This is a genomic window from Stutzerimonas kirkiae, from assembly GCF_004327335.1.
In the GTDB taxonomy this organism is placed as follows: Bacteria; Pseudomonadota; Gammaproteobacteria; order Pseudomonadales; family Pseudomonadaceae; genus Stutzerimonas; species Stutzerimonas kirkiae.
The window spans coordinates 1-26,206 of sequence record NZ_QJUO01000036.1 but is presented as its reverse complement, the minus strand read 5'-3'; the positions used below and the strand labels follow the sequence as shown (position 1 = coordinate 26,206).

General features: G+C 67.4%; 18 protein-coding genes. 5 read left to right on the top strand and 13 right to left on the bottom strand.

From position 1 onward, the window contains the following. The 13 genes from DNJ95_RS16390 to DNJ95_RS16330 all read right to left on the bottom strand — a co-directional run bounded on the left by DNJ95_RS16390 (position 1) and on the right by DNJ95_RS16330 (position 20,943). Entirely contained in the window at positions 1–816 is an 816-nt protein-coding gene (locus DNJ95_RS16390; RefSeq protein WP_131185806.1) for an ABC transporter permease, read from the bottom strand. Beyond that, on the bottom strand, positions 813–1,649 hold the full coding sequence (locus DNJ95_RS16385) for an ABC transporter permease (RefSeq protein ID WP_131185805.1): 837 nt from the start codon (positions 1,647–1,649) through the stop codon (positions 813–815). The genes DNJ95_RS16390 and DNJ95_RS16385 overlap by 4 nt, the downstream gene beginning before the upstream one ends. Next, the gene (locus tag DNJ95_RS19245; RefSeq protein WP_165491636.1) at positions 1,646–2,722 is read right to left on the bottom strand and encodes an ABC transporter ATP-binding protein; all 1,077 of its coding nucleotides are present in this window, start codon (positions 2,720–2,722) and stop codon (positions 1,646–1,648) included. The genes DNJ95_RS16385 and DNJ95_RS19245 overlap by 4 nt, the downstream gene beginning before the upstream one ends. After that, entirely contained in the window at positions 2,719–3,831 is a 1,113-nt protein-coding gene (locus DNJ95_RS16375) for an extracellular solute-binding protein (RefSeq protein ID WP_131185803.1), read from the bottom strand. The genes DNJ95_RS19245 and DNJ95_RS16375 overlap by 4 nt, the downstream gene beginning before the upstream one ends. Beyond that, positions 3,818–5,167 (bottom strand): LLM class flavin-dependent oxidoreductase, encoded by a 1,350-nt coding sequence (locus DNJ95_RS16370; RefSeq protein WP_131185802.1) that lies wholly within the window; start codon positions 5,165–5,167, stop codon positions 3,818–3,820. Before DNJ95_RS16370 ends, DNJ95_RS16375 begins: the two co-directional genes overlap by 14 nt. Before the next feature lie 153 nt (positions 5,168–5,320). Beyond that, entirely contained in the window at positions 5,321–8,038 is a 2,718-nt protein-coding gene (locus DNJ95_RS16365; RefSeq protein ID WP_165491635.1) for a TonB-dependent receptor plug domain-containing protein, read from the bottom strand. Positions 8,039–8,160: 122 nt separating this feature from the next. Continuing rightward, a complete protein-coding gene (locus DNJ95_RS16360) occupies positions 8,161–9,105 on the bottom strand; it encodes a FecR domain-containing protein (protein WP_242671984.1) in 945 nt (314 codons plus the stop codon). Then, positions 9,102–9,617: a sigma-70 family RNA polymerase sigma factor gene (locus DNJ95_RS16355; protein WP_131185800.1), complete on the bottom strand. Its 516-nt coding sequence runs from the start codon at positions 9,615–9,617 to the stop codon at positions 9,102–9,104. Before DNJ95_RS16355 ends, DNJ95_RS16360 begins: the two co-directional genes overlap by 4 nt. A 320-nt stretch (positions 9,618–9,937) precedes the next feature. Beyond that, on the bottom strand, positions 9,938–10,852 hold the full coding sequence (locus DNJ95_RS16350; RefSeq protein ID WP_131185799.1) for an Rpn family recombination-promoting nuclease/putative transposase: 915 nt from the start codon (positions 10,850–10,852) through the stop codon (positions 9,938–9,940). Between the two features lie 125 nt (positions 10,853–10,977). Then, entirely contained in the window at positions 10,978–13,041 is a 2,064-nt protein-coding gene (recD, locus tag DNJ95_RS16345; protein ID WP_131185798.1) for an exodeoxyribonuclease V subunit alpha, read from the bottom strand. Continuing rightward, positions 13,038–16,688 carry an exodeoxyribonuclease V subunit beta gene (gene recB, locus DNJ95_RS16340; protein ID WP_131185797.1) on the bottom strand — a complete coding sequence of 1,217 codons (3,651 nt, stop codon included), beginning with the start codon at positions 16,686–16,688 and terminating at the stop codon, positions 13,038–13,040. The genes recD and recB overlap by 4 nt, the downstream gene beginning before the upstream one ends. Continuing rightward, the gene (gene recC / locus DNJ95_RS16335; RefSeq protein ID WP_131185796.1) at positions 16,685–20,119 is read right to left on the bottom strand and encodes an exodeoxyribonuclease V subunit gamma; all 3,435 of its coding nucleotides are present in this window, start codon (positions 20,117–20,119) and stop codon (positions 16,685–16,687) included. The genes recB and recC overlap by 4 nt, the downstream gene beginning before the upstream one ends. 107 nt (positions 20,120–20,226) lie before the next feature. After that, positions 20,227–20,943, bottom strand: coding sequence for a murein L,D-transpeptidase catalytic domain family protein (locus DNJ95_RS16330; RefSeq protein WP_131185795.1), 717 nt, complete (start codon positions 20,941–20,943; stop codon positions 20,227–20,229). A 354-nt stretch (positions 20,944–21,297) separates the two neighbouring features. On the opposite strand from DNJ95_RS16330, the gene DNJ95_RS16325 reads away from it, so the two are divergent. From DNJ95_RS16325 to DNJ95_RS16305, 5 genes are all read left to right on the top strand, one after another. Beyond that, positions 21,298–22,077, top strand: coding sequence for an AraC family transcriptional regulator (locus tag DNJ95_RS16325; protein ID WP_131185794.1), 780 nt, complete (start codon positions 21,298–21,300; stop codon positions 22,075–22,077). A 70-nt stretch (positions 22,078–22,147) separates the two neighbouring features. After that, on the top strand, positions 22,148–23,572 hold the full coding sequence (locus DNJ95_RS16320; protein ID WP_131185793.1) for an NAD(P)/FAD-dependent oxidoreductase: 1,425 nt from the start codon (positions 22,148–22,150) through the stop codon (positions 23,570–23,572). A gap of 40 nt (positions 23,573–23,612) precedes the next feature. After that, a complete protein-coding gene (locus tag DNJ95_RS16315; protein WP_131185792.1) occupies positions 23,613–24,698 on the top strand; it encodes a polyamine ABC transporter substrate-binding protein in 1,086 nt (361 codons plus the stop codon). A gap of 2 nt (positions 24,699–24,700) precedes the next feature. After that, positions 24,701–25,021 carry a cupin domain-containing protein gene (locus tag DNJ95_RS16310; protein ID WP_131185791.1) on the top strand — a complete coding sequence of 107 codons (321 nt, stop codon included), beginning with the start codon at positions 24,701–24,703 and terminating at the stop codon, positions 25,019–25,021. A gap of 161 nt (positions 25,022–25,182) precedes the next feature. Next, positions 25,183–26,031: an aldo/keto reductase gene (locus tag DNJ95_RS16305; protein WP_131185790.1), complete on the top strand. Its 849-nt coding sequence runs from the start codon at positions 25,183–25,185 to the stop codon at positions 26,029–26,031. The last annotated feature ends 175 nt before the right edge of the window (positions 26,032–26,206 follow it).

Here is a 26,206-nt window from a genome sequence, read left to right as displayed (position 1 = left end):
TCATGAGTGCAACCAGTGTGGCGCCGTGGCCGAGCGGCGGCGCAGCAGCATGGTCGCCAGGGCGATGAGCAGGGTGGCGAACACCAGCAGGCTGGCCACCGCCGCCACTGCGGGGGTCACGCTCTGCGCCAGGTAGGCGTACAGGCGGCTGGTCAGCGTCGGCGTTTCCAGCGGGCCGATGAACAGCGCGAACACGGTCTCGTCCCAGGCCGAGTGGAAGGCCAGCAGCACCGAGGTGAACAGCCCGAGGGCGGTCAGCGGCAGCATCAGCGTGCGCAGGATGGTCAGCGGACGGGCGCCGAGGGAACTGGCGGCCAGCCACAGGCTGGGGTCGATGCGGGCGAAGGTGCCGCCCAGCACCAGAGCCGACAGCGGCAGGGCCAGGGCGGTGTTGGCGAGGACCAGCATGACCTCGCTGCCGAGCAGGTCCCAGGGCAACAGTAGGCTGAACAGGCCGCTGGCGAGGATCACCTGGGGCATCCACAGTGGCAGGGTGAACAGGCTGTCGAGGCCGCGTGGCAGGTGCCGATAACGGTAGGCGTAGAGGGCACTCAGCCCGCCCAGCAGGGTACTCAGCACGGCGCAGCCGAGGGCGATGCGCAGCGACAGCAGGGCCGAGTCGAGCCAGTCGCGGTCGTTCAGCACCTCGCCGTACCAGGCCAGGGTCGGCTGGCGTGGCGGGAACTCGATCAGCTCGGCGCTGCCCAGGCTGGCCGGCAGGATGGTCAGCAGCGGCAGCAGCAGGAACAGCATCAGCGCCAGGCTGTAGAGGATGCCGAGGGCGTGCCCGGCGAAGGCTGGCAGTCTCGTTTTCATGAGTGGCTCCGGCGTTGGAAGGGGCGCCCGCCGAGCAGCAGGCAGAGCAGGGTGACCAGTAGTACCAGCAGGGTCATGGCGATACCCGAGGCGGCGGCCAGGGCCGCGCCCTGTTCGAAGTCGTAGACCAGGTCGTCATGCATCAGCTTGCCGAGCACCGTGTCGCCCGGTCCGCCGAGCAGCGCCGGCAGGAAGAAGAAGCCGCAGGACAGTGCGAACACCGCCAGCAGGGCGTTGGCCAGCGGCCGCCGCAGTTGCGGCCACCAGATGTCGCGGGCGACCTGCCAGAAGCCGGCGCCGAGGGTGCGCGCCGCCAGCGCCAGCGAAGGGTCGAGGCCGCGCAGGCCGGCCAGCAGGATCAGCGCCGCCACCGGCAGCATGATCTGGGTCATGCCCAGCAGCACCGCCAGGCGGGTGTAGAGCAGGTCCAGCGGCTGCTCGAGCCAGCCCAGCGACAGCAGCGCGGTGTTCAGCGGCCCGGAGCGGCTGAGCAGGATCTGCCAGGACAGGATGCGCAGCAGTCCGGAAATCGCCAGGGCCAGCAGCAGGCTGGCGCCGAGCAGGCGCAGCAGGCGCCCCTGGCGCCAGCTCAGGTAGGCGCAGGCGGGCAGCGCCAGCAGCACGCTGGCGACGGCGGCACTGCCGGCGAACAGCGCGGTATTGGCCAACGCCGCCAGGTACTGGCCGCGCTGCAGGAAGGCCAGGTAATGCCCCAGGCTCCACTGCCCGTCCTGGCGCAACGAGGCGTACAGGGCGATCAGGATCGGCAGCAGCACGAAAGCGCTGATCAGCAGCAGGGGTGGCGCGAGCAGTGTCAGGCGCAGGTGCCTCATAGGTCCTCCACCAGCAGCGGCGCCAGTTCGCTCCAACCCAGGTGCAGTGGGCTGTCCGCCGCCGGTGCCGGCAGGCTGCCGGACAGGCTGGCCTGCAGCGCCTGGCCGTCGGCCAGGCGCAGTTCCAGGCGCTGGCGTGCACCGAGGAAATGCCGATGCTCCAGGCGCACCGGCAGGGAGGCACCCGCCGCCTGCGGCTGCTCGTACAGGCGGCAGTCTTCCGGACGCAGGATCAGCACGGCGCGGCTGCCGTTTCTCAGGCCATGGGGGTTGCGTGCGCGCAGCACGGCACCGCCGCTGCTGTCGGCGGCCACCGTGCCGTCGCCGAGGTCGCGCCAGGCGCTGACCGGCAGCACATTGGCATCGCCGAGGAATTGCGCCGCCCAGCGGTTCGGCGGCTCGCGGTAGAGCGCCTCGGGGGTGCCGAGGGCGACGATGCGGCCGAGGTTGCACAGGGCGATCCGATGGGACAGGTAGAGCGCTTCCTCCTGGTCGTGGGTGACGTAGAGGGTCGGCACGCCAGTGCGCCGTTGCAGGTGGTGGATTTCCGCCTGCAGTTCCAGGCGCAGGTTCTTGTCCAGCGCACCGAGCGGCTCGTCCATCAGCAGCAGCGCCGGCTCGAAGGCCAGGGCGCGGGCCAGGGCCACGCGCTGCGCCTGGCCGCCGGAGATTTCCGCCGGGTAGCGTTCGGCCTGGGCCTGCAGGCCGGTCATCTGCAGCAGCGCGTCGACCCGCCGGCGTACTTCGGCCGCTGGCTGGCGGCGGATCGCCAGCGGGTAGGCGATGTTCTCGCGCAGGGTCTTGTGCGGGAACAGCGCGTAGCGCTGGAACACCATGCCGATATCACGCTGGTGGGTGGCCAGGCGGCTGGCGTCGCGGCCCTGGATGGTTAGGCGCCCGCTGTCCGGCTGCAGGGCGCCGACCGCCAGGTTGAGCAGGGTGGACTTGCCGGAGCCGCTGGGGCCGAGCAGGCTGACGAATTCCCCCGGTTCCACCGCCAGGCTGGCGTCCTCTATGGCCAGGGTATCGCCGAAGCGCTTGCTGACCCGCTCGAAGGCGATGGCGGCGCTCACAGCGACACCTTGCCGGTGGCGACCCACTCGCGCCACAGCGTCTGCACGCGCGCGCCATTGGCCTGCCACCAGGCCAGGTCGATACGTGCCGCCCGGGCCAGGTTGTCCGGCGCGGTGGACAGGTGGCGTACGTCCTCGGCGCTCAGGTGCGCGGCGCTGTCCTTCGGCGCCGCGCCATAGCCGGTCAGGCGGGCGAACGCGGCCTGGCGCGCCGGGTCGTTGATATAGAACAGCAGCGCGGCGGCGGCGCGCGGGTGGCGGGCGCCCTTGGCGCGGAAGATCCAGGCTTCGTCGAACAGGTTCTGCCGCCAGCTCACGCCGATGTCGTAGCCCTGGCGCAGCCCGGCCAGGGCGCGCCCGCTCTGCGCCACGCCGGCGACGAAATCGCCGCGCTGCACGCCCTGTACCGGTTCGTCGCCGCCGCCGGCCCAGAAACTGCGGATCGCCGGGCGCAACTGGTCGAGCCTGGAGAAGGCGCGGCGCAGCTTGGCGTCGTCGAGCGGGTGGATGTCCTCGGCCGCCACGCCATCGGCGAGCAGGGCGATGACCAGGCTGTAGGGCGAGTCCTTGAGGGTGCGCGGGCCGGGGAAGCGTTGCAGGTCGAAGAAGTCGGCCCAACTGTGCAGCCCTTCGGGAAACACCTCGCGGTTGTAGATCAGTACTTCCGAATAGGCGCTCAGCCAGGTGCCGTAGCGGTCGTAGGAGCCGTCGAGCAATTGCCCGGCGATGGGCGCCCAGAAATCTTCCGGCAGCGGCTCGATCAGCCCGCCCTGCTTGGCTTCGGCGACTTCCCAGGGCACCGCGGTGTAGGTCAGGTCGTAGGGCACCCGGCCACGCTGCACGTAGCCTTTGAACTGGGCGAAGCTGTGGCGGGCGCTGACCAGGGTCTTGACCCTGACCCCGCAGTCGCGTTCGAAGCCGTCGAGGAAGGCGCTGCGGAAGGCCTCCCAGTAGGTGCCGCCGGAGGTGTTGAGCACCAGCTCGCTTTCCAGCGGCTGCTCGGCGCTGGCGGGATAGCAGGTGGCGGCAGCCACGGGGCAGGCGGCGGCCAGCATCAGGCCGAGGCCGGCCAGCAGGCCGGCCCGGGCGTGCGACTCAGTGGTCGGCATGGGTGGGTGTGCTCCTCGGGTGTTCGGGGTAGTCCAGCCCGAGGTTCTGCCTCAGGGTGGTGCCTTCGTATTCGCGGCGGAACAGCTCGCGCCGCTGCAGCTCGGGGATCACCAGGTCGACGAAGTCGTCCACCGCGCCGGGCAGGTAGGGTGCGGCGATGTTGAAACCATCGGCGGCCTCGGCCTCGAACCAGGCTTGCAGGTCATCGGCCACCTGCTCGGCGCTGCCGACCAGGGTGCGGTGCCCGCGGCTGGCGGCGATCGCCTGGTAGAGCTGGCGGATGCTCAGGTTGTCCTTGCGTGCGCGTTGCTCGATCAGCCTGGCGACGCTGGCCATCTCGCCGTAGTCGTGGATCGGCGGCAGCGGACCGTCCAGCGGGTAGGCGGAGAGGTCGCCGAGCAGGGCCAGCAGCGACAGGCCGATCTTCGGGTCGATCAGTTCCTGTAGCCGGCCGAACTTGTCCTGCGCCTCCTGCTCGCTGCGGCCGACGATGGGCACCACGCCGGGCAGGATCAGCAGTTGCCCGGGGTGCCGGCCATGCTGCGCCAGACGGCCTTTCACTTCCCGGTAGTAGGCCTGGCCGTCCTCGATGCTGTGGTCGGCGGTGAAGACGAAGTCCGCCGATTCGGCGGCGATCTCCTGGCCCGCCGGCGACTTGCCGGCCTGGCAGATCAGCGGGCGGCCCTGGGGCGTGCGCGACAGGTTGAGCGGGCCCTGCACCGAGAAATGCTCGCCCTGGTGGCCGAGCACATGCAGTTTGTCCGGGTCGAAGAACAGCCCGGACTGCTTGTCCTCGACGAAGGCGTCGTCCTCCCAGCTGTTCCACAGGCCATGTACCACCCGGGCGAATTCCCGGGCGCGGGCGTAGCGGCTGTCGTAGTCCAGCGGCGTGTCGCGGCCGAAGTTGCGCGCCTCGCCGAGCGACCAGGAGGTCACCAGGTTCCAGGCCGCGCGGCCGCCGCTGATATGGTCCAGCGAGGCGAACTTGCGGGCGATATGGTAGGGCTCGTTGTAGGTGGTCGAGGCGGTGCCGACCAGGCCGATGTGGCGGGTGTGGGTGGCCAGGGCGGAGAGCAGGGTCAGCGGTTCCAGGTTGACCACGCTGGGGGTGCGCGCGAGCACCTCGCGGTCGTCCAGGTTCTCGCGTACGGCCACGCCGTCGGCGAAGAAGATCATGTCGAACTTGCCGCGCTCGGCCGCCTGGGCGCTGCGCAGGTAGTACTGCCAGTCCAGATTGGCGTGGCGCGGTACTTCCGGCAGCCGCCAGGCGGCGGCGTGGTAGCCGGCATGTTGCAGGGAAAGGCCCAGGCGCAGTTTTCCGGGTCGACGACTCATGGTGTGTCTCCAGCGATAAGCGAATGAAGGGTTGCGCACGTCAAGGCTTGGGATTGATTCGATGAAGAGCGCTGGACGGCTGGACGAAAAAGCCTCCGCCAAACCGCTTGTCATCCAGCCTTCCAGCGCTCTTCTCGGTTCTTTTGCTCCTTGTCAGAAGTCCAGGCCCACCTTCAGGTAGTAGTAGGCGCCCGCCGGGTTGTAGGCGGCCAGGCTGGAGTAGGTCTGCCGGCCAGTGCCATCGACGCCCATCTTCGAGGCGTTGAGGTCGGGCTTCTGGTCGAAGATGTTCAACCCGCCGAGGGTGACGTCGAAGGACTTGAAGCGTCGGGTGACACTGAGGTCGGTCACCCAGTCCGGGTCGAAGTACTGGTCCTGGCTCGGGTCCTGGTTGTTGTAGCCGCCGTAGCGGCCATAGCGCGTGGCACTCAGCCAAAAGTCCCAGTCGCCGTAGGCGTAGCGTGCGGAGAGCACCAGGGTATCCTTGGGGCTGCCTTCGGTGATCAGCCCACGCACCTGGCGGCCGATCACCGCGCCGCCGCTGTCGAACTGGTCGATGCTGTCGATGGAAGTGCGGTTGCGGTTATAGGCCAGGGTCAGGTCTAGATTGCCGTAGCCCTTGAGGTCGAAGTGCTGGCTGCCGACCAGGTCGAATCCATGGGTGGTGGTGTCGACGCCGTTGGTGAAGTAGGTCACCCCGTAGATCGATTGCAGGCCCAGGCTGTCGAGGGTGGCGCGGGTCTGTGCGTCAGCGAGGATTTCCGAGAGCACGATGCGGTCCCTGACCTTGATGCGATAGGCGTCCAGGGTCAGCGAGGCGTTGCCCCAGGGCCGCAGCACGATGCCGGCGGAGAGGTTCTGCGATTTTTCCGCCTTCAGCTCCTGGGCACCGAGGGTCTGGGCCAGGGCGGTATAGGCCGGCAGGTGCAGGGTCAGCGGCGTCTGCTGGCCGATGCGCCCGCTGACCTCGCTGTAGTAGCCCTGCTGGCCGACGGTCGGCGCGCGAAAGCCGGTGCTGTAGGCGCCGCGCACGGCGATGCGTGGAGTGAAGTCGTAGCGTAGCGAAAGCTTGCCGGTGGTCGAGTTGCCGAAGTCCGAGTAGTTCTCGGCGCGACCGGTCAGGCCGACCTGCAGCTTGTCCAGCACCTCGCCTTCCAGGCCCAGGTAGGCGCTCCAGTTCTCGCGCTTGGCACCGTACTTCTCCACCTCGTCGCTGAAGCCGGCCCAGGCCTGGGAGCCGACCGGGGCGACGTTGCCGGCGTTCGGCCCATCGAGGATCGGCACGCCACCGTTGGCCCAGGACTCACGATCGCCGGCGCCCAGCTCATAGGTCTCGCGGCGATGCGCGGCGCCGGCGGAGAGGGTCAGCGGGTTGGCGCTGAAGGCCAGCTCGAGGTCGCGGTTCCAGTCCAGCGCCAGGGTGGTCTGCTCGGTGGTCATGCGCCCGGCATAGAAGCGCGTCGGGCTGTCATCGCCGTAGCTGGGGTTGAGGTTGTTGTAGGAGCCCATGCGCACCCGGCCCCAGCCGTGGGTCAGGTTCAGGTCGAAGTTGCCGAGGGTCTGGTCCTGGTAGCGGCTGCCAAGGGTGAGGAAGGCGTCGTCGGTGCGCGACCAGATCCACACGCTGTAGCCGTCGGGAAAGATCGAGCGCACCGTGGCGTCGTCCTTGGGCAGGCGGAACGGCCCGGTGTTGTGGGCGATGCGGTGGCGGTAGTTGGCCGTGGCATAGCCGGTGAAACCGCCGCCCAGGCCGATCTCGCCATTGCCCAGCAGCGAATAGTTTTCCGAGCGGCCGAGGCCGAACTTGGTTTTGTCGCGCATGCCGTTGGCGGCCTCTTCCTTGGCGGTCTCACCGTCGAAGTACCACTGGCGGTTGTCGTAGCCCTCGGCGAGCATGGTGTAGCCGGTCTTGTTGCCTTCGGCGCTGAGGGTCAGGAAGCCGTCGCCCGGAAGGCTGAAGCCTTTCCAAGCGGACAGGTTGCGGGTCAGACCGTCGCCCTGGTCGAGCTCGCCGTACTGGGCCTCGGCACGACCGCCGCTGTCGCGTTCCTTGAGCACCACGTTGATCACCCCGGCGATGGCATCCGAGCCGTATTGCGCGGAGGCGCCGTCGCGCAACACCTCGACGCGCTCCACGGCGCTCACCGGGATCGACGAGATATCAACCGCCTGGGAGCTGCGCGCCACGCCGTCACTGGTGTCGACCACCGGCGAGACATGGTGGCGCTTGCCGTTGATCAGGATCAGCGTCTGGTCCGGCGACAGCCCGCGCAGCGACAGCGTGCGGTTGGCGGCTACGGCGCCGTTGGCACGGTTGCGCGGGTAGTTGATCGACGGCACGGTGGCCTGCAGGGCCTGTTGCAGGTCGCTGAAGCCGGTGCTTTGCAGGCGTTCGGCGCTGACCACGTCGACCGGTGTCGGGCTGCTCAGGTCGGTCACGTCGCTGCGCCGCGTGCCCAGCACCACCACCTGGCCGAGGCGCGGCGCCTGGGCCGGGGAAACTTCTGCGCCCGTTGTCTTAGGCTTTGGCTTTGCCGTAGGGGTGGCGCCGCTGTGCACGATCACGAAGGCGCCCCCAGGGCTGACCTGCAATTCCAGACCAGTGCCTTGCAATGCGTGCTGTACGGCCTGTTCCGTCGACAGTTCGCCGTGGATCGGGGCTGCGGAATAGCGACTGGCCTCGGGGGCGAAGGAAATGGTCTGTCCGCTCTGCCGGCTGATGTCCAGCAGCACCCGGTCCAGCGGGCCGGCGGCGATGTCGTAGTGCTGTACGCGGCTGTCGGCCAGCAGTGCCTGTGGTGTCGTGGCCAGTGTCGCGCCGGCGATGGTCGCGGCCAGGGCGCCACGCTTGAGCATCGTTCTGAATGCCATGAATCTTGTCTCCCCCATGATCGGAACAGGCCGCGAGAGCGGCGTTTTCACAGGGGATGTGGCGCAAGGCGGGGAAATCTTGCAGATCGAATGGCTATAAGCTTATGTGACCATAAGCTTATTCAGCCGGCGCTGAGGGTCACCCACAGGTCGGTGTGGCGCGACAGCCGCAGGTTGTGGGTGCGCGCCAGGGTGTCCAGCGCCAGGTCGCTGTCGTCCAGGCGGAACAGGCCGCTGACGTGCAGCCCGGCGATGCCCGGGTCGAGGCGGATGATGCCGCTGCGGTAGGGGCGCAGGGCGTCGACCACTTCCCGCAGCGGGCGGTCGCGTACTTCCAGCAGGCCGTCGATCCAGGCGCTTTCGGCGCCGGTGGCCGGTATTGCCGCGCCGACGCCATGCTGGTCGAAGGCGACCTGCTGGCCACTGGCGAGTGCCAGGCTACCGCCGGGGGTTTCGATCAGTGCCGGAGTGCGCAGGGCAATCGCCAGGCTGTTCTCATCGCGCAGGCGGATCAGCAGTTCGCGGCCCTGGGCGGTGGCCTGGCCGAAGCGGGTACGGATGACGAAGGGGCGCTGGCGGTCGTCGGCGATGCTGGCGAGTATTTCGCCGCTGTGCAGGTACAGCTCGCGGCGCCGCTCGCCGAAGTGGATATCCACCGCGCTGCGGGCATTGAGGGTCAGTTGCGTGCCGTCGTCCAGCGCGACCTTGCGTCGCTCGCCGGTGCCGGTGCGCAGGTCGGCGCTCAGCTCCGCGACCGGCAGCACGCGCGAGCCGAGCAGGCCGGTACCGACCAGCAGTCCCGCGCCGACCAGCGTCTGCTGCAGGAAGCGGCGGCGCGAGGAGGGGGCCGCCAGCGTCTGGCGCACCACCTCGCTGCCGCCCTTACGCACCACGGGCAAGCGGAGGACGCCCAGGGTGTTTTCCAGTTGCCGGCAAAGCCGCTCATGGCGTGTATCGGCCATCCGCCATTGCTGAAAGGCCTGTCGTTCCTCGTCGCTGGCCTGACCCGATTGCAGCCGTACGATCCAGTGGCTGGCTTCTTCGATCAATCGTTCCTGTTCGTTCACATTCGCTCCAGGCTGAGTCGCAGGCAACGCTTGATGGCCTGGGCCATGTAGTCGCTCACCGAGCGCTGGGAAATGCCCAGGGCGCTGGCGATCTGCGGGTAGGTCAGGCCATCCACCTGGGACAACAGGAAGGTCGCCTTGACCCTGGCTGGTAGGCCATCGAGCAGGCGGTCGATCTCGCAGAGCGCTTCCAGCATCTGTGCCTGTTCTTCCAGGGTAGGGGTGGTTGCTTCTTCCTCATGGATCAGTGTCTCGAGGTAGGCGCGTTCCAGGTCGCGGCGGCGCCAGAACTGGAACAGCAGGCGCCGCGAGATGGTGGTGAGGAAGGCGCGGGGTTCGAGAATGGGTGTGGCGGCCGGAGCCTTGAGGACCTGGACGAAGGTTTCCGAGGCCAGGTCCTCGGCGCTCGCCGAGCACTCCAGATGGCGGCGCAGGCGCTTGCACAGCCAGCCGTAGTGGCTGCGGAAGAGCTGGCCGACATATTCGCTATGAAGGTTTTCGACACCGGACATGGGGCGCTCCGCAAGGATGGAGTGGCATGGGGTCCGGTGTTCCGGTGGCGGCATCCTAGCAGCGTGATTTATTCCTCAAAAATAAATAATAGGTATCTGTTTATTCTTTTATGGAATTTTTACGGTCGCACCTTTCCGTGGGCTGCGCCGCTGCAAACGGAAAAGAGCGGCGCAAGGCGGCCTGGATATGCGGGATATTTCATGCAAGAGCCACTCGGCCTTTTCGATTCCGTCGAAAGCCAATGGCTCCAGATGCATCGAGGATAAAGCCAGGACTCGCCGCGTGGGCAGGCTAGGCCTGTGCTTGTGCCTGGGCTTCGTCAGGCTGCATCGGCGAAGACTTCATCCAGGGTGCCGAAACGGCGCTCCAGAAGCCTGAGCAGAACGGCGGCTGCTCCTTCCTTGTGGCCTTTCTCACGCCCCTCTTCGATACCCTGGGCTTTCCAGTCGCGGGTCCAGTCTTTCACGCGTTCGGCCAGCATGCTGTCGACCTCCTGTAAGTCGTCCAACTGTTCGAGGTGTTCGGTGTTTATAGCACCCATTCGCGCAGGCAGCAGCGCGCGCTTGATCCAGGCGGTGAAGTGCCTGCGCAGTTGCATCTGTTCCGGCAGCGCCAGCCAGTCGATCAGCAGGCTCAGCAGTTGGCGGATGTCTTCCGGGGTACGGCTGTTCTCCAGGCCGAACAGGGCGGCGACCAGGTTGCGTACCTGGGGTATGGGTTCGTTGGCATAGCGGTTTTCGTCCAGCAGGAAGTAGCGCAGGTGCGGCCTGTAGGTCTGCAGGTCTCCGGGTGCCTTGTCGATGAGTTCGGCGATATCCTGTGCGGCGTGCCATCGGCGCCTGCCGTTGTAGAGGACGATGGGCAGCACCGGGGGCAGTTTGCCGGACGGTGTGAGTTGCCGGGTCTTGCCCAGGTCTTCGTAGAGCCGGCCCAGGTAGGTGAGGATGCGCAGCGCCATGTATCGGTCGGGTCGCGACTGGAACTGCAGCAACAGGTAGATGTAGAGCCAGCGTTGCTGGTCGGCCCAGCGCACGCGCCAGATGATGTCGTCCTCGCGTTCGCGCAGGTCGGCGGAGACGTGGCTGCTGGCGACCCGGCTCAGGGTGGTGAAGTCGGGCTGTTCGATCCAGGGCTGGTGGATGTAGCCCCGCAGCAGGTCGGCGACCATTTGCGGATTGCTGAACAGCAGCTTGTAGCTGTTGTCGTGGGGTTTGTGCTGGCTTTGCTCCGGCATGTCGCGTCCTTGCTGGCGTGAATGGGCCGCATGCGGTAGCGGTCGTGGCGGTGCCAGGGCGAATCTCCGGGATTGAGAGGTGGTTCACATGAAAAAACCAACACCCTCCAGGCGGGGGCGCGGGGTCAGGGTGTTTCCGGCGCCGGGTTTCGCTCCCTCAGGGTCCGCAGCAGGCCGCTGCGGCGTTCCACGGCGCGTCGGGTGGCCTGGTCGAAGACGCTTTCGCGCTGTTCGATCAGGCTGAAGTGGCTGCGGGCACGGGTGATGGCGGTGTAGATCAGCTCCTTGGTCAACACTGGGTTGAGGCGTTCCGGCAACAGCAGCGCGGTGTGCTCGAATTCCGAGCCCTGGGATTTATGCACCGTCATGGCGAACACGGTCTCCACCGCGCTCAGCCGGCTGGGCAGGATATAGCGCAGGCCGGCGCTGCCATCGTTGCGCGGGAAGGCCACGCGCAGCACCTGGCGGGGCGGTTGGCCAGGCTGCTGGTCAGGCTCGGGCAGGCACAGGGCGATGCCGATATCGCCGTTCATCAGGCCCAGGCTGTAATCGTTGTGGGTCATCAGCACCGGGCGGCCCTCGTACCAGGGTGTGCTGGCGTCGATCAGCCCGCGCCGGCCCAAGGCCTGGGCGATACGCAGGTTGAGCCCGGCGACGCCCCAGTCGCCCCTGCGGATGGCGCACAGCAGGCGGAAACCGTCGAAGGCTTGCAGCACCCCGCCCGCCCAGCGCGCCCAGGCCGGGTCGTCCGCCGCCAGGGTGGGCGCCGGGCGTGTTTCATGCAGCCGTTGCAGGTAGTGGGTGTAACCGCCGGCCTGGCCATGGCCGTCCAGCAGCAGGTGCTCCAGGGCCGGGTCCTGGGCGCTGCGCAGATTCAGGCGATACAGGTCGTCGTGGGGTTCACGCAGGGTGGCGAGGGCCTGATCGGCATCGCGGCGGTTGACTGCCCTGGCCAGTTGGCCGATGCCCGAGTGCGCGCCGAAGCGCCGCGAGTGACGCAGCATGACTGTGTGCTGCTCCAGCGGATACTGCCAGGCGGTGCCGGGCAGCAGTTCGTCCGCGTCCAGCGGTTGGCCGCTCTGTGCTTCCAGCCAGGCGCGGGTGGCCGGGTCGTAGTGACCCGGTTCGGCATCCCGGCAGAGGTCGCCGAGCAGGGCGCCGGCTTCCACCGAGGCCAACTGGTCCTTGTCACCCAGCAGTACCAGGCGCGCCTGGGTCGGCAGTGCCGCCAGCAGGTTGTCCATCATTTCCAGGTCGATCATCGAGGCTTCGTCCACCACCAGCACATCCAGCGCCAGCGGGTTGCCGGCGTGGTGGCGGAAGTGGCGGCTGCCCGGCAGGCTGCCGAGCAGGCGGTGCAGGGTGGTGACTTCGCTGGGGATGGCCTGGCGCACCGACTCGTCGATGTCCAGGCCGGCGACCTGGGCGCCGATGGATTCGGTCAGGCGCGCCGCCGCCTTGCCGGTTGGTGCGGCCAGGGCGATGCGCAGCGGGCGGCCTGCTTCCTGCGCGGCCCCCTGCAACAGCGCCAACAGGCGCACCACGGTGGTGGTCTTGCCGGTGCCTGGGCCGCCGGTGATCACGCTGAAGCTGCTACGGGTGGCCAGTGCACAGGCCAGTTTCTGCCAGTCGCTACGGGGTGTGCCGGGGCCCTGTGGGAACAGCCGTTGCAGGCGCTGTGGCAAGTCCTGCGGGATCTGTCGCGCGCTCGCCAGGCGTTCGCCGATGGCGGCGGCCACGCGCTGTTCGTAGGTCCAGTAGCGGCGCAGGTAGAGGCTGTGGCCGTCGAGCACCAGCGGCGTATCATGGCGCTCGCCGGATACCGCCACCAAGCGGCTGGCGGCCAGGGCGGCACGCCACGCTCCGGCGGTCAGCCGTGCCAACTGGCGCGAGGGCAGCAAGGCACCGCCCGGTTCTCCTTCGGGCGGCAGCGAGAGGGCGAAATCCGGGTCGGCCAGGGTGGCGTGCAGGTCCAGGCAGACATGCCCATGGCCGAGCTGATGGCTGGCCAGGGCCGCCGCCAGCAACAGCAGCGGCGAGGCATCCTCCTCCAGTTCGGCGAGCAGCGCCGCCAGTGCCCGGTCCAGTTCGCGCAGCCAGCCGCAGGCGACCCAGGCATCGAGCAGCGCCAGCAGTTCGCCGCTATCGTCCAGGGCGCTCGGCTCCAGGTCCAGGCTGGTCTGTTTCATCGCTCGGGCTCCGTGGGCTGGCCCTGGAACAGGCGATCCAGGGCTTCGATCAGGCTGCGTGGCGGGCGCGCCAGGTGGACGCCGTGGTTCGCCGCCCGGCTACCGCGCAGGAACAGGTAGAGCGCACCGCCGATATGCCGGTCATAGTCGTAGTCGGTCAGGCGCAGGCGCAATTGGCGGTGCAGCGCCAGCAGGTAGAGAGCGTACTGCAGGTCGTAGCGGTGCTCGGCCATGGCCAGTTGCATGCTGTGTGGCTCGTAGGCGCCGTCGGCATCGCCCAGCCAGTTGGATTTGTAGTCGGCGACGTAGTAGCGCCCCTGGTGTTCGAAGACCAGGTCGATAAAGCCCTTGAACATGCCGCTCAGGGTATCCGCGCGCAGTGCCGGGCGCGCCAGGCCGGGCAGTTCGTGCTGGCGCACCAGGCGGTCGAGCTGCCTGACATCGACCTGGCGCGCCGCGAACCAGAACTCCATCTCGGCCTGGTATTGCCCGAGCTGGCCGAGGCTGGCATGGGTGCCGTCCGCCAGCGGCAGCGGGCAGGCCAGCAGCTGCAGCAGCCAGGCGTGCAGCGGCTCGATCCATTGCTTCAGGCCGCGCAACTGGCAGCGTCGCGCGATCAGGTCGCGCAGCCGCTCGGGGCGCGCCAGCAGGCGGGCAAATCCTTCGTTGGCGGCCATTTCCAGCAGGCCGTGGAGGAAGGTGCCCGGCCCTGGCCCACGCGGGAAGCGGTGCAGGCCATCGCCCTGGGGGCTGGCCAGCGGCGGCATGCCGATGCGCTCGTCGTCGCTGGCCTTCTGTTCGGCAGGGCTGTCCGGCGCGTTGTCGAGATAGTCCGTAGCATCCTCGCTGGCGCCGTCGTCGTGGCGCAAGGCGCTGTAGGACGCGATCCACCAGTGTTCCCGGGCGCTGCGCTGCGGTGTGCGCCAGTGCGGCGGCTGCCACTCCCGGGCGGGCGCCCGATAGGGCTGCGGGGTGGCCTCCGGGGCTTGTAGCACCTGGATCGCGGGAGGTTGTCGCAGCTCGTCGAGGTGCGCGGCCAGCGGATCGAGCGGTTCACCGCCGCCAAGCAGATAGCCCAGCGCCGAGCGCGGCAGGCTGGACTCCTTCCTGCGGCCGTCGCGCAGTTCGGCGATGCCCAGCCAGCAGGCATGGCGTGCGCGGGTCAGGGCGACGTAGAGCAGGCGCAGGTCCTCGCCCAGGCGTTCGCGTTCGGCCTGTTGCAGTTGCTGTTCGTCGGGTTGCAGCAGTAGCCGCCGCCGGCTGCCGTCCTGCACCTGGAGCGGCTTGCCGGCGTCCACCGGGCGGAAGGCGCAGATGAACGGCAGGAACACCAGGGGGTATTCCAGGCCCTTGGATTTGTGGATGGTCACCACCCTTACCAGCGCCTCATCGCTTTCCAGGCGCAACACCTGCTCGTCGGCGGTCTGCCCGGCGTTGCCCAGCAGTTCCGCCAGATGGCGGATCAGCGCCTGCTCGCCGTCCAGTTCGCTGGCGGCCTGTTGCAGCAGTTCGGCCAGGTGCAGCAGGTTGGTCAGTACCCGCTCGCCGTCGGTGCGGGCCATCAGCCGGCGTGGCAGCTCGAAGTCCTGCAGCAGGCCGCGCAGCATCGGCAACACGCCCTGACGTTGCCAGCGCTGGTGGTAGTCGCGGAACTGCATGACGCGGTGTTCCCAGAAGCGCTCGTCGAGGTTGAGGCGCTCCAGTTCTTCCAGCGGCAGCGCCAGGGTGCGGCAGGCCAGCGCCGCGCGTAGCGGGCGATCCTGTTCCGGCTCGGCGCAGGCGCGCAGCCACAGCAACAGGTCGCGGGCTTCCTGGCTGGCCAGCACCGAGTCCTTGTCCGACAGGTAGACGCTGCGTACGCCGCGTTCGGCCAGTTGCTGGCGGATCGCCTGGGCTTCGCCGAAGTCGCGCACCAGGATGGCGATATCGCTGGGGCGTAGCGGCGCCAGCCGCTCAGCTTCGGCGAAACCGGCCTTACCCTCGGCGCCCAGGTTGAGCAGGCGCACGATCTCGCTGGCGCCGGCGGCGGCCATGGCCTCGCGATAGGCGCCCTTGCCCAGTGGTTCCGCGGCGGGCAGGTGCCAGAGGGTCATGGCTGGCTGGGCCTGGCCTTCCAGGCTCCAGGTTTCCTGGCGGCCACGGGCGCCGATCGGCTGGAAGGGCAGGGGGTTGTCCGTGCCTTCGCGGAACAGGAAGGCGCCATTGCCGCTGTCGCGGTTCTCGGCCAGCTCGAACAGGTGGTTGACCGCCGCGACCATCGGTTGGCTGGAACGGAAGTTGGTGTCCAGGTCGTAGTGCCGGCCCCGGGTGGCGCGGCGCGCCCGCAGGTAGGTGTGGATATCGGCGCCACGGAAGGCGTAGATCGCCTGCTTGGGGTCGCCGATCATGAATAGCCCGCTGTCGGCGTGGTTTTCTTCCACACGGTAGATTCGGTCGAAGATGCGGTATTGCAGGGGGTCGGTGTCCTGGAATTCGTCGATCAGCGCCACCGGGAACTGGCGGCGGATGACCCCGGCCAGGCGTTCGCCGCTGTCGCTGTGCAGGGCGTCGTCGAGGCGGCTGAGCATATCGTCGAAGCCCATTTCCGCACGCTGGCGTTTTTCTTCGTCGAAGCGCCGGGCTACTTTCGCGGCGGCATGGCGCAGCGCGGCCTCGGCGGGGTCGGCCAGGGCCGCCAGGCGCCGTGGCAGTTCGGCCATGGCGTGCAGCGCCGGATGGCTGGGCGCCTGGCCCTTCCAGGCCTCGGCCAGGCCATCCGGGGTCAGGCGCTGGAAGCCGGTGCCCAGTTCGAGTTCGTTGTCGTCGCCCTGCGCCCAGGCGCGCAGCTTTTCCAGCCAGGGCTGGTAGTAGCGCGGCTGCAACTTGCGGCCATCCACCTGTTTGGCCGCCACGGCCTGGTCCAGCAGTTCTTGCAGCTCATCCGCCCAGGCCGGCCAGGGCGCCTTGAGACCGGCCAGTTGCCGTGCCCGCTCGTCCAGAGCGCTTTCCAGCAATTGGCCCAACGGCTGTTGCGGCGTGTCATCGTGCTCGCCCAGCAGCGGGCGCAGGCGCGGCAGCAACAGCGCCGGCTGCTGCCAGTGCGCCATCACCCAGTCCAGCGCCTGGCCCTGCAACGGGTAGCAGTGCTGGCGCCAGTAGTCGCGGGTCACTTCGGCCAGCAGTTCGCTGTGGTCGGTTTCCAGGTTCTGGGTGAACAGGCTGCCGCTGTCGAAGGCATGTTCGCGCAGCATGCGCTGGCACCAGCCGTGGATGGTGGAGATGGCCGCCTCGTCCATCCACTGCGCGGCGATCTCCAGGTTGCGCGCGCAGCCGGGCCAGTCCTCCTCGGCGAAGTCGCCGCGCAGTTGTCGCAGCAGCGGGTCGGGCGCCTCGCCGGCTTCGTCGCGGAAGGCGCGGGCGGCTTCCACCAGGCGGCTGCGGATACGCTCGCGCAGTTCGCGGGTGGCGGCGTCGGTGAAGGTCACCACGAGGATTTCCGGCGGCGGCAGCGCGCGCGGGAAGGCCTCCTCGCCGCCATGTCCGAGCACCAGGCGCAGGTACAGCGCGGAGATGGTGTAGGTCTTGCCGGTACCGGCGCTGGCTTCGATCAGGCGGCTGCCGTGCAGCGGAAAGCGCAGTGCCAGGGGGCGTTGCGCGGCGTGGCTCATGGCGCATCCTCCGCGTCGGCCAGGCGCTCGGGCGCGAACTCCAGCAGCGGCAGGTAGAGCAGGCGGCTCCACTCGGCGAAGCGGCCATCGGCGGCGAGGCTGGCGAAGTCCGGGTACTGGCGTGCCAGGCTGGCATCGCCGGCGACTTCACCCGCGAGCTGGAAGCCGCCTTCATAGCATTGCTGTGCGGCTTCCCAGGCCCGCTGCGGGTCTTCCTGGGCGAGCCAGGCGAAGGCGCTTTTCAGTGCCACCGGCAATGGCTGGCACATACCCTGGCGCCAGGCCTGCAGCCAGGTGGCGAGCAGGCCGCGGGCCTCGTCGGCCGGCAGCGGGGCGAAGCGCAGGCTGATGTCCTCCGCCACCAGCAGCGTGGCCAGCGGCAGTTCGCTGGCGCTGCCGGCGACATGGGCGACCCAGGTGCGCAGCAGCCGGTGCCATTTCAGTTGCTTGCCCTTGGCCAGGCTGCCGGGCAGCAGTTCGATACGCTGCAGCGCGTCTTGCTCGTCCCGGCGCAAGCCGCTCAGCCAGCCGCTCAGGCGCAGGCCGTCCTGTTCGAAAGACACCTGGCTGGGGGTCTCCCGCGGTTCGGAGAGGCCAGCGCAGAGCGCGTGGTAGCGGCGTATCTGCTGTGGCAGGGGTTGCAGCAACTGCTCGCGCAGGCGTGTACCGAAACCGGCCAGGGGCAGTTGCCCGCTGCGTTGCAGTTGCGCGGCCTGCCGTTCCAGCGCCTGCTGGTAATCGGGCGCCAGGCTGGCGGCTTCCAGCAACTGCTGCTGCATCTGGTGGCGTTGCAGGCCGTCCAGGGCGAAGGGTTCGCTGTCCAGTTCGGTCTGCTGCGCTTCGTCCAGATAGGCCTTGAGCCGTCGGCTGAAGAAGAAGCGCACCGGCGCGCGCAGGAAGCTTTGCAGGCTTTCCAGTTCCAGCGGTTGTTCCTGCGGCTGTTCGGCCAGTGGCGCATCAGCCCGCTCGTGAGCGCCCGGCTGGTGTACGGCGGCCCATTCGCGGGCATAGCTGAACAATGGGCCGTCATCCTGGCTGAAATAGCGTCGGCTGAAGGGTTGCAGCGGGTGTTCGGTGGTCAGCGCGGCCAGCAGGTCGCCGCCATCGGCCAGGCGCCAGCCGTTGCCCAGGTGGTCGCGCAACTGGCCGATCAGCACCGAGGGCGGGCGTTCGCTGTTGTCGCGGATGCTGCGCGCGACCCAACTGATATAAAGCCGGTCGCGGGCTGAAAGCAGCGCCTCCAGCAGCAGGTAGCGGTCGTCCTCGCGGCGCGAGCGGTCGCCGGGGCGGTAGTCGCCGGCCATCAGGTCGAAGTCCAGCGGTGCCTGGCTGCGCGGGTAGTCGCCATCGTTCATGCCGAGCAGGCAGACCTGGCGGAAGGGAATGGCGCGCATCGGCATCAGCGTGCAGAAGTTCACCGCGCCAGCCAGGAAGCGCTGGCTCAGGCGGCTCTCGTCGAGGCCGCCGAGCCAGGCCTCGCGCACCACGGTCAGCGGCAGCGGCTGCTCCAGGTGCGCCTGGGCGCAGAGTTCGAGCCAGCTATCGAGGGCTTCCAGCAGTTGCCCGAGGAGGATTTCCTCGCGCTCGTCGCGCGCCAGGAAGAAGCGCTCCAGCAATTGCCGCAGGCGCTCGCCCCAGGCCTGTGGCGTGGCCGGCTGGCGCAGGGCCTGCAGGGCCTGTTGCAGTTCGTCGAGCAGGCGCACCAGCGGCCCGATCAGCACCGCCTCCAGGCCGCCGATCTCGTCGAAGGGCTCGATGCCGGCGCAGGCGCCGCTGTCGCCCATGGCATAGCCGAGCAGCATGCGCCGCAGGCCGAAGTGCCAGGTGTTCTGCTCCAGGCCGTCGCTCTGCCCGAGGCTGCCGCGGTGGGCGGCGTCCAGCCCCCAGCGCACCCCGGCGCCTTCGATCCAGCGTTGCAGGGTGGGCAGGTCGCCGGCGCCGATGGCGAAGCGCTCGCGCAACGCGGCGATATCGAGCAGGTCGAGTACTTCGCTGACGTTCAGCCGCGTATCGGGCAGCTTGAGCAGGTGCTCCAGGGCGATCAGCAGCGGGTCGCGGCCACGGCGGCCCTGGTCGGCCAGGGTGAAGGGGATATGGCGTGGGTCGTCGTGGCCATACTGGCCGAACACCGCCTGGATATGCGGCGCATAAGTATTGATATCCGGCACCATGACAATGATGTCGCGCGGGCGCAGGTCGGCTTCGTCATTGAAGCGCTGCAGCAACTGGTCGTGGAGGATTTCCACTTCGCGTTGGGCACTGTGGGCCAGCTGGAAGCGCAGCGAATGGTCCCGCGACGGGTCGAACGGCGGCCAATGCTCGCGGGTTTCCGCCAGGGGCCGCAGGTCGAGGATGTCATCCTGCAACTGGCCGAGCAGGTGGCGGCTGTTCGCCTCGCCGAACAGGTCGATACGCCCGCCCAGGGCAGCGAAGCGCTGCTGGTAGCCGTGCGGTTGGTCGTGCTGGTCGAGCAGGTTCATATAGTCGCGGCCCTGCTTGCCCCAGGCCGCCAGCAGCGGGTGGGCGTGCTGGTGCAACTCGCTTGCGTCGAGATTGGCGCTCAGCCCCGGTTTGCGTTGCTGGCGGCGGTATTCGTGGCGCAACAGGTCCTTATCTTCGACGATATCGCCCCAGTGGTGCTGGCAGGGGTTGTGCACGCACAGCAGTACCTGGCTGAAACGCGCCAGCGCCGCCAGGGCTTCGAGGGTCTGCGCCGGCAGCGAGGAGATGCCGAACACGGTGATGCGCCGGGGCAGGCCGGCGGGCGCGGCCTCCAGCGTACGCAGGCGTTCGAGGAAGCGTGGATGCACCCCGGCGCGGCTGCCGGCCAGGTGCTCGGGGCCGACATCGGCCAGCAGCGCGCGCCACAGCTCGGCCTGCCAGCGGGCGTTGTCCTCCAGCGGGCGGATCCCCCGGCGCGAGGTGCGCAACTGGTCGCGCCCTTCAGCCCAGTCGGCCAGCCAGTCGGCGCGATAGACCTGGTACTGGTCGAACAGGTCGGCCAGGCGTTCGGCCAACTGGTGGCGTTTGCGCAGGTCCTGGTCGTTCGCCAGGAAGCGTTGCAGCGGCGCGAAGGCGGGCGCTTGCAGCAATTCCGGCAGCAGGCGCATCAGGCGCCAGGTCAGAGGCTGCTTGTCCAGCGGCGAGTGTTCGGGTGTCTGCTCGTCGCCCAGCACGCTGCGGTAGGCCTGCCAGAGAAAGCGCGCCGGCAGTTCCACCTGGATCGCGGCGGCGATGCCCAGCCCCTCTTCGGCGGCCAGCGCCAGTTTCAGCCACTGCGCGATGCCGTTGCTCTGTACCAGCAGCACTTCGTTTTCCAGGGGGCGCAGCGGATGCTTGCGCATCCATTGCAGGGCCAGCTCGCGCAGGTCCTCCAGGTGGTTGCCATGCACCACCATGAATCCGGGGGGCAGCGCCTGCTCGTCCTGCATCGGTGAACTCCGTGTGGGCTTCTACCGGGCGAACCTCCGTAGGCGCGGCCAGGGCCCACGGGCCATAGACGCTTCGCGGGCAAGCCCGCTCCCACGGGGTTGGCCCGTCAACTGTCCGAGACGTGGGCGGCGAGAATGCTGGCCACCTGCTTGGCCTCGCAATTCAGGTAGAGCGAGGATTGCAGCCATTGCTGGTCCGGGTACCAGGAAAACATGAACTGCCCGCCCTTGAGGCTATCGACCACCATGCGCGCCACCTCCGGGCGTACCGCCGGGCAGCCCTGGCTACGGCCGATACGGCCCTGGCTGGTGATCCATGCGGGGTTCACGTAGTCGGCGGCGTGCACGACGATGGCGCGCTCGCGGGCGCGGTCGTTGATGCCGGGTTCCAGGCCGTCCATGCGCAACGAGTAACCGTGCTTGCCGCTGTAGCTTTCGGCGGTGCGGAACAGGCCGATGCTCGATTGGTGGCTACCGACCCGGTTGGAGAAGCGCGTGGCCAGGTTTTCGCCGGATTTCTGCCCGTGGGCGACCAGGTCCTCCAGCAGCAGCTTTTTCTGCTGCAGGTCGAAGATCCACAGGCGGCGTTCGGAGGAAGGCAGGGAGAAGTCGATCACCGCCAGCCGCCGGGCGGGTGTGGCGCCATTGTTGACGGCGCACTGCATGGCGGCCACGGCGTGGGTCAGTACCTTGCGGTCCAGGGCGGGTGCCACGTGGGCGAGCGTGTCGACCAGGGGCTTGTAGGCGGTGTGGGCAGCGAAAACGGACGATGACAGGATAAAAAGCCCTGCGCCGAGGCAGAGCCGCTTGAACGGATTCGACATAGTTGACCTCATGCCCCGGGCTTGAGTTTTTCTTCGGCACAGGCCCCCGTAGCGGGCTTGCCGGGTCATGGCAAGGCGCCGTGCAGAATAGGCGGACAAGAATGATTCGGGGGAGTCTAGGGGGTGTTCAGGCCATATCGCAAGCCTGAGGCGCACGCTTCGGGACGGGCGGGGTTGTCCTGGCGTGGTTGAATGGACCCGGCCGGCGCTTTCAGAAGCGCCGGCTGGTGGCGAAGCTTCCATCGGCCGGTCGCCCGTCAATGGCGGGGGACGGGTATGACGCAATCCCGCCATTGCACTTCCCGGTGCGCAGGCGACATCATTCGGAACTCCATCCGACCGGTAGCCCTGCAGATGTCCGCGCGCCTATCTCCACTCGGCACGACAGAGGCGATCACCCGCACGGTGGTCGAGCATTACCATGCCCTCTGGATCGCCCAGGACAGCAGCGGCCTCATGGCCCTGTTTCATCCGCGGATCGAATACTTCGATTTCTTCAACAACCGGCAGATCCCCCTGGAGCGGTTACAGCAGTATGTGTGCCGCTCCTTCCCCAGCGGTCCTTCCCAGCACATCACCTACACCGATGAAATCAGGGTGGACGGCGACACGGCGTTCATCCAGTACGAAGCACGCCTGACATTGCCGCGGGGGCAACTGGCGACCCTGCGCGTGTGCGAAGCGATCACGGTGCGTGACCGGCTCATCTGGCGTGTCCATGAATACGCCTCGCGTTTGCGTGAAAGCGGCGATGAATCGGGAGAGGCCCGGCTGGGGCTGAGCGAACGCGCCCTCCAGTTGATGCTGCTGGATCTGCAGCACTACTTCCATACCGAGCGCCCCTATCTCGATGCGGGGCTGAGCCTGGCCAAGGTCGCCGCGGCGCTGGGTTATACCCGTAATCAGGTATCGCATCTGCTCAACCAGGTGCTGGGAATGAACTTCTATCAGTATCTGAGCAATGCACGCATGGACGAACTGTTCCGCCGGCTCGACATGCAACCCACGGCCCGCCTGGACGACCTGGCGTTTGCCGTGGGCTTCAATTCACTGTCGGTTTTCTACCGCTGTTTCCGCGAGCGTACGGGGCTGTCGCCCAGGCACTGGAGGGAACAGCAGCGCAGGAATTCCTGACGGGCCCGGAGGCAGGACGTGCCCCACATGCCTGACTAGAGTGACGCCATGGTTTCATGGAGCCCCAGTCATGCGATCTCCCGCTGTCAGTCTGTGGATGGACCAGGTGCAACACCTGAATACCGTCCGGCCATCCGTCACTCAACCGTTGGACCTCGATGTAGCCATCATCGGCGCCGGTTTCACCGGCCTGTGGACGGCCTGGTACCTCAAGCAGCAGGCGCCGCGGTTGCGCATCGCCGTGTTCGAGGCTCGTGGTGTCGGCCATGGCGCATCCGGGCGCAATGGTGGCTGGCTGCTCGGCCGGATTCTCGGCATGGAGCAGATGCTCCATGGCCTGCCCATGGACGAGAAACGCGCTCTGCTGAACGTTGTGCAGAGCATTCCGGACTGCGTGGAACAGGTGCTGTTGCAGGAGGATATCGACTGCGGCTACCGCAAGGGCGGCGTGCTCACCTGTGCCGCCCGCTACCCCGAGCAGTTGCGCTGGCTGCATGAGGAACTCAAGGCCCTGTACGCTTTTGGCTACAGCGAAGAAGACTATCGGCAACTGACCGTGGACGAGTTGTCCACACGCCTGCATGTGGCCAACGCCTACGGTGGGATGTTCACGCCACATTGCGCCACCATCCAGCCTGCCCGGTTGGTGCTGGGCCTGGCGGCCAGCCTCGAGCGCCGCGGTGTCGCCATCTACGAGAACAGCCCTGTCGAGCATTGGTCGGCTGGAGGCATGAGGGTGGCGGGCCACCCAGTCACGAGCCGCTGGGTGGTGCCCTGCGTCGAAGGCTATGCTGCCGAGTGCCCGCCACTCGGGCGCTATCAATTGGCGGTGCAGAGCCTGCAGATCGCCACCGCACCACTGAGTGACGCACAGTGGGATGAGATTGGCCTGCATCATGGCGAGGCGGCCCATGAGTGCAGTCACCAGGTCACCTATTTCCATCGTTCCCGGGACAATCGTCTGGTGTTCGGCGCGCGTGGCAGCTACCGCTTTGGCGGGCGCCTCCGGGAAGATTTCCAGTTGAGCGACGGGGAGTTGGGCTTGCGGCGCAATCTGATGCTGGAGCTTTTCCCGCAGTTGGCCGAGGTCCCGGTCGATTACGGTTGGGGCGGCAACCTCGGCATGACCCGCCATTTCCGCCCCTACATGCTGTGTGACGAGCGCCATGGGCTCGCCTGCGCCGGTGGCTATGGTGGCGAGGGCGTCGCTGCCGCCTATCTGGCCGGCCGTACCCTGGCCGATCTTATCCTCGAGCGCGACACCCTTTATGCGCGAGCGCCCTGGGTGGTGCGCGGGCGCAGCCTGTTCCAGGCATTGCGGCGCTGGGAGCCCGAACCCTGCCGCTGGCTGGGCTACAGCGCAGTGAGCGCCGTCTATAGCCACGAAGACGCGGTATTGAACAATCCGCACAGCGCGCCCTGGCGACGATCCCTGGCCAGAGCCCTGGCATCGGGTGTCAGCCACCTGGTGTCCCCCGACTTCAAGGCCGGCTGAGTTTCCATACAACCACTATCGTTCGCCTCAGGAGGCCCACATGCGTACTTTGCCCCATTACCTGGCCCTGGCCGCTACGCTGTTCTGCGCCGGCGCCCAGGCTGCGGACCTCAACCTGTACAACTGGGCCGACTACCTGGGGCCGGATACCCTGCGCAAGTTCGAGCGGGAAACGGGCATCAAGGTATTCCTCGGTACCTTCGACTCCGATGAGACGCTGGAAGCGAGGATGCTCACCGGTAACAGCGGCTACGACCTGGTGGTCGTGCCCAGCGACTTCCTGACCCGGCACATCCGCGCCGGTGTCTATGCGCCACTGGATCGTGCCCAGCTACCGAACTGGGATAACCTCGACAGCCACCTGCTCAAGCAATTGGAATCGGCCGACCCGGGCAACCAGTATGGCGTGCCCTACCTGTGGGGCAGCGTGGGTATCGGCTACAACGTGGAGAAAGTGCGGGCCGTGCTGGGCGAGAATGCTCCGGTCGATTCACTGGCGCTGCTGTTCGAGCCCGGTAATCTCAGCCAGTTGAAGCAATGCGGCGTCGCCTTCATCGACGGTCCTTCCCGGGTCATCCCCAGCATGCTCAAGTACCTGCAGCGGGACCCCAATACCCAGCAGGAAGAAGACTATCGCCTGGTCGAGCGGAAGTTGCTGGAGCTGCGGCCATCGGTGACTTCGATCAACTCGACCAAATACTTCGGCGACCTGGCCAATGGCGATATCTGCGTGGCCTTCGGCTACAGCGGCGACATCCTGCAGGCCCAGCAATCCGCCGCCGAGGCCGGCAAGCCGTATCACATCGACTACCGTTTGCCGAAGGAAGGGAGCAACCTGTGGTTCGATATGTTCGCCATCCCGGCCGACGCCAGGAACAAGCGTGAAGCGCACCAGTTCATCGACTTCATGATGCGCCCCGAAGTCATCAGCGAAGTCGCCAATTACCTGCACTATGCCCATCCCAACCAGGCAGCGGCCTCTCTGACCAATACCGAACTGCGTGACAACCCCAACATCTATCCAGGCCCCGAGCAACTGTCGCGCATGACGGTCAACGCCGACCAGGACAGAAAGACCCTGCGCCTGACCAATCGCATCTGGACTACCTTCAAGACAGGAAAGTGAACATGGCCATCCCCGCCTCCATACGCTTCGCCGAGCAACCCGTGACCGGGCCGGAACAGAGCCACACTTTCTACCAGGACGCTGCGCTGGGTATCGATAGCGGCTTCTGGGCAGCCGAGCCAGGCATCATCGAGCTGGATTTCGGCACCGGGCAGTGTGAACTGTGCACCCTGTTGCAAGGCAGGGTGCGCCTGACGACCGAAGACGGCCATGAGGCGATATACGCCGCGGGCGATACTTTCATCATGCCGGCTGGTTTCCGAGGGCGCTGGGAAACCCTGGAAACGGTACGCAAGTACTACCTGATCATTCAGGGCGCGTAAGCCGCCTCCATCGGCTGGCGCGTGCATGCCGGCGGTTCAGCGATTTCTCCGAACCGGTTGTCCGGGCCGGCCCTCAGTGGCAGTGGCGACTGCCGCGCGGGGCGAATTGAGATAAACGTACCCGTTGCCAGTACGACGGGCCTGTCGAAAGAGGAAAGCCAATGAATACTCGACTTCCAACCATCACGCTGCCGTCAGGGCAGTCCGTGCCGATTCTCGGGCAGGGCACCTGGCACATGGGCGACGGAAAGGCATCCATTGCAATGGAAGTCGACAGTCTGCGCCAGGGCATGGCGCTGGGTATGACGCTGATCGACACGGCTGAAATGTATGGGGATGGCGCTTCGGAGTGTGTCGTCGGGGAAGCGTTGCTCGGCCGGCGGGACGAGGTTTTCGTCGTCAGCAAGGTGCTGCCGTCGAATGCCTCGCACCAGGGCGTTCGCGCCGCCTGCGAGCGCAGCCTGAGCCATCTGGGCGTCGAACGCATCGACCTCTATCTCCTGCACTGGCGGGAAGAGGACACACCGCTGGCGGAAACGGTCGCGACCTTCGAGGAGTTGAAAGCGGAAGGAAAGATTGGCGCCTGGGGCGTGTCCAATTTCGATGTCGCCGACATGGAAGACCTGCTGGCCGTGCCGGGTGGCGATCGGGTCGCGGTCAACCAGGTGCTCTACAATCTGTCGCGCAGAGGCATCGAGTTCGATCTGCTGCCCTGGTGCCAGGCGCGCGGCATCGGTGTCATGGCCTATTCACCGCTCGACGAAGGACGGTTGTTGCGCCATGCCGGGCTCATCCAGTTCGCACGGGCGCGGAACCTGGCCCCGGCACAGGTCGCACTTGCCTTCATACTGGCCCACCCCGGCATCATCGCCATTCCCAAGGCTGGTTCGGCGGCCCACGCCCGGGACAACCGGGAGGCGCTGGCGATCCAGCTTGGCTCAAAGGACCTGGCGGCGCTGGACGCGATGTTTCCAGCACCGCGGCGCAAGGTGCCTCTGGAGATGATCTAGGGTCTGCCGGAGTTGAAGCCGCCTGCGGCCTAATCATGGCAAAGGGTAGCGTTTTTCACGCCACGACATGGGGCAGCGCAGGCAGGCTCACTCTTCAACATCTGGGCGATGGGGCCCGTCATTGCCCGCCCATGGTCCGCACGCTGCTTTGCTCACGCGCCAAGGCGTAATGAGG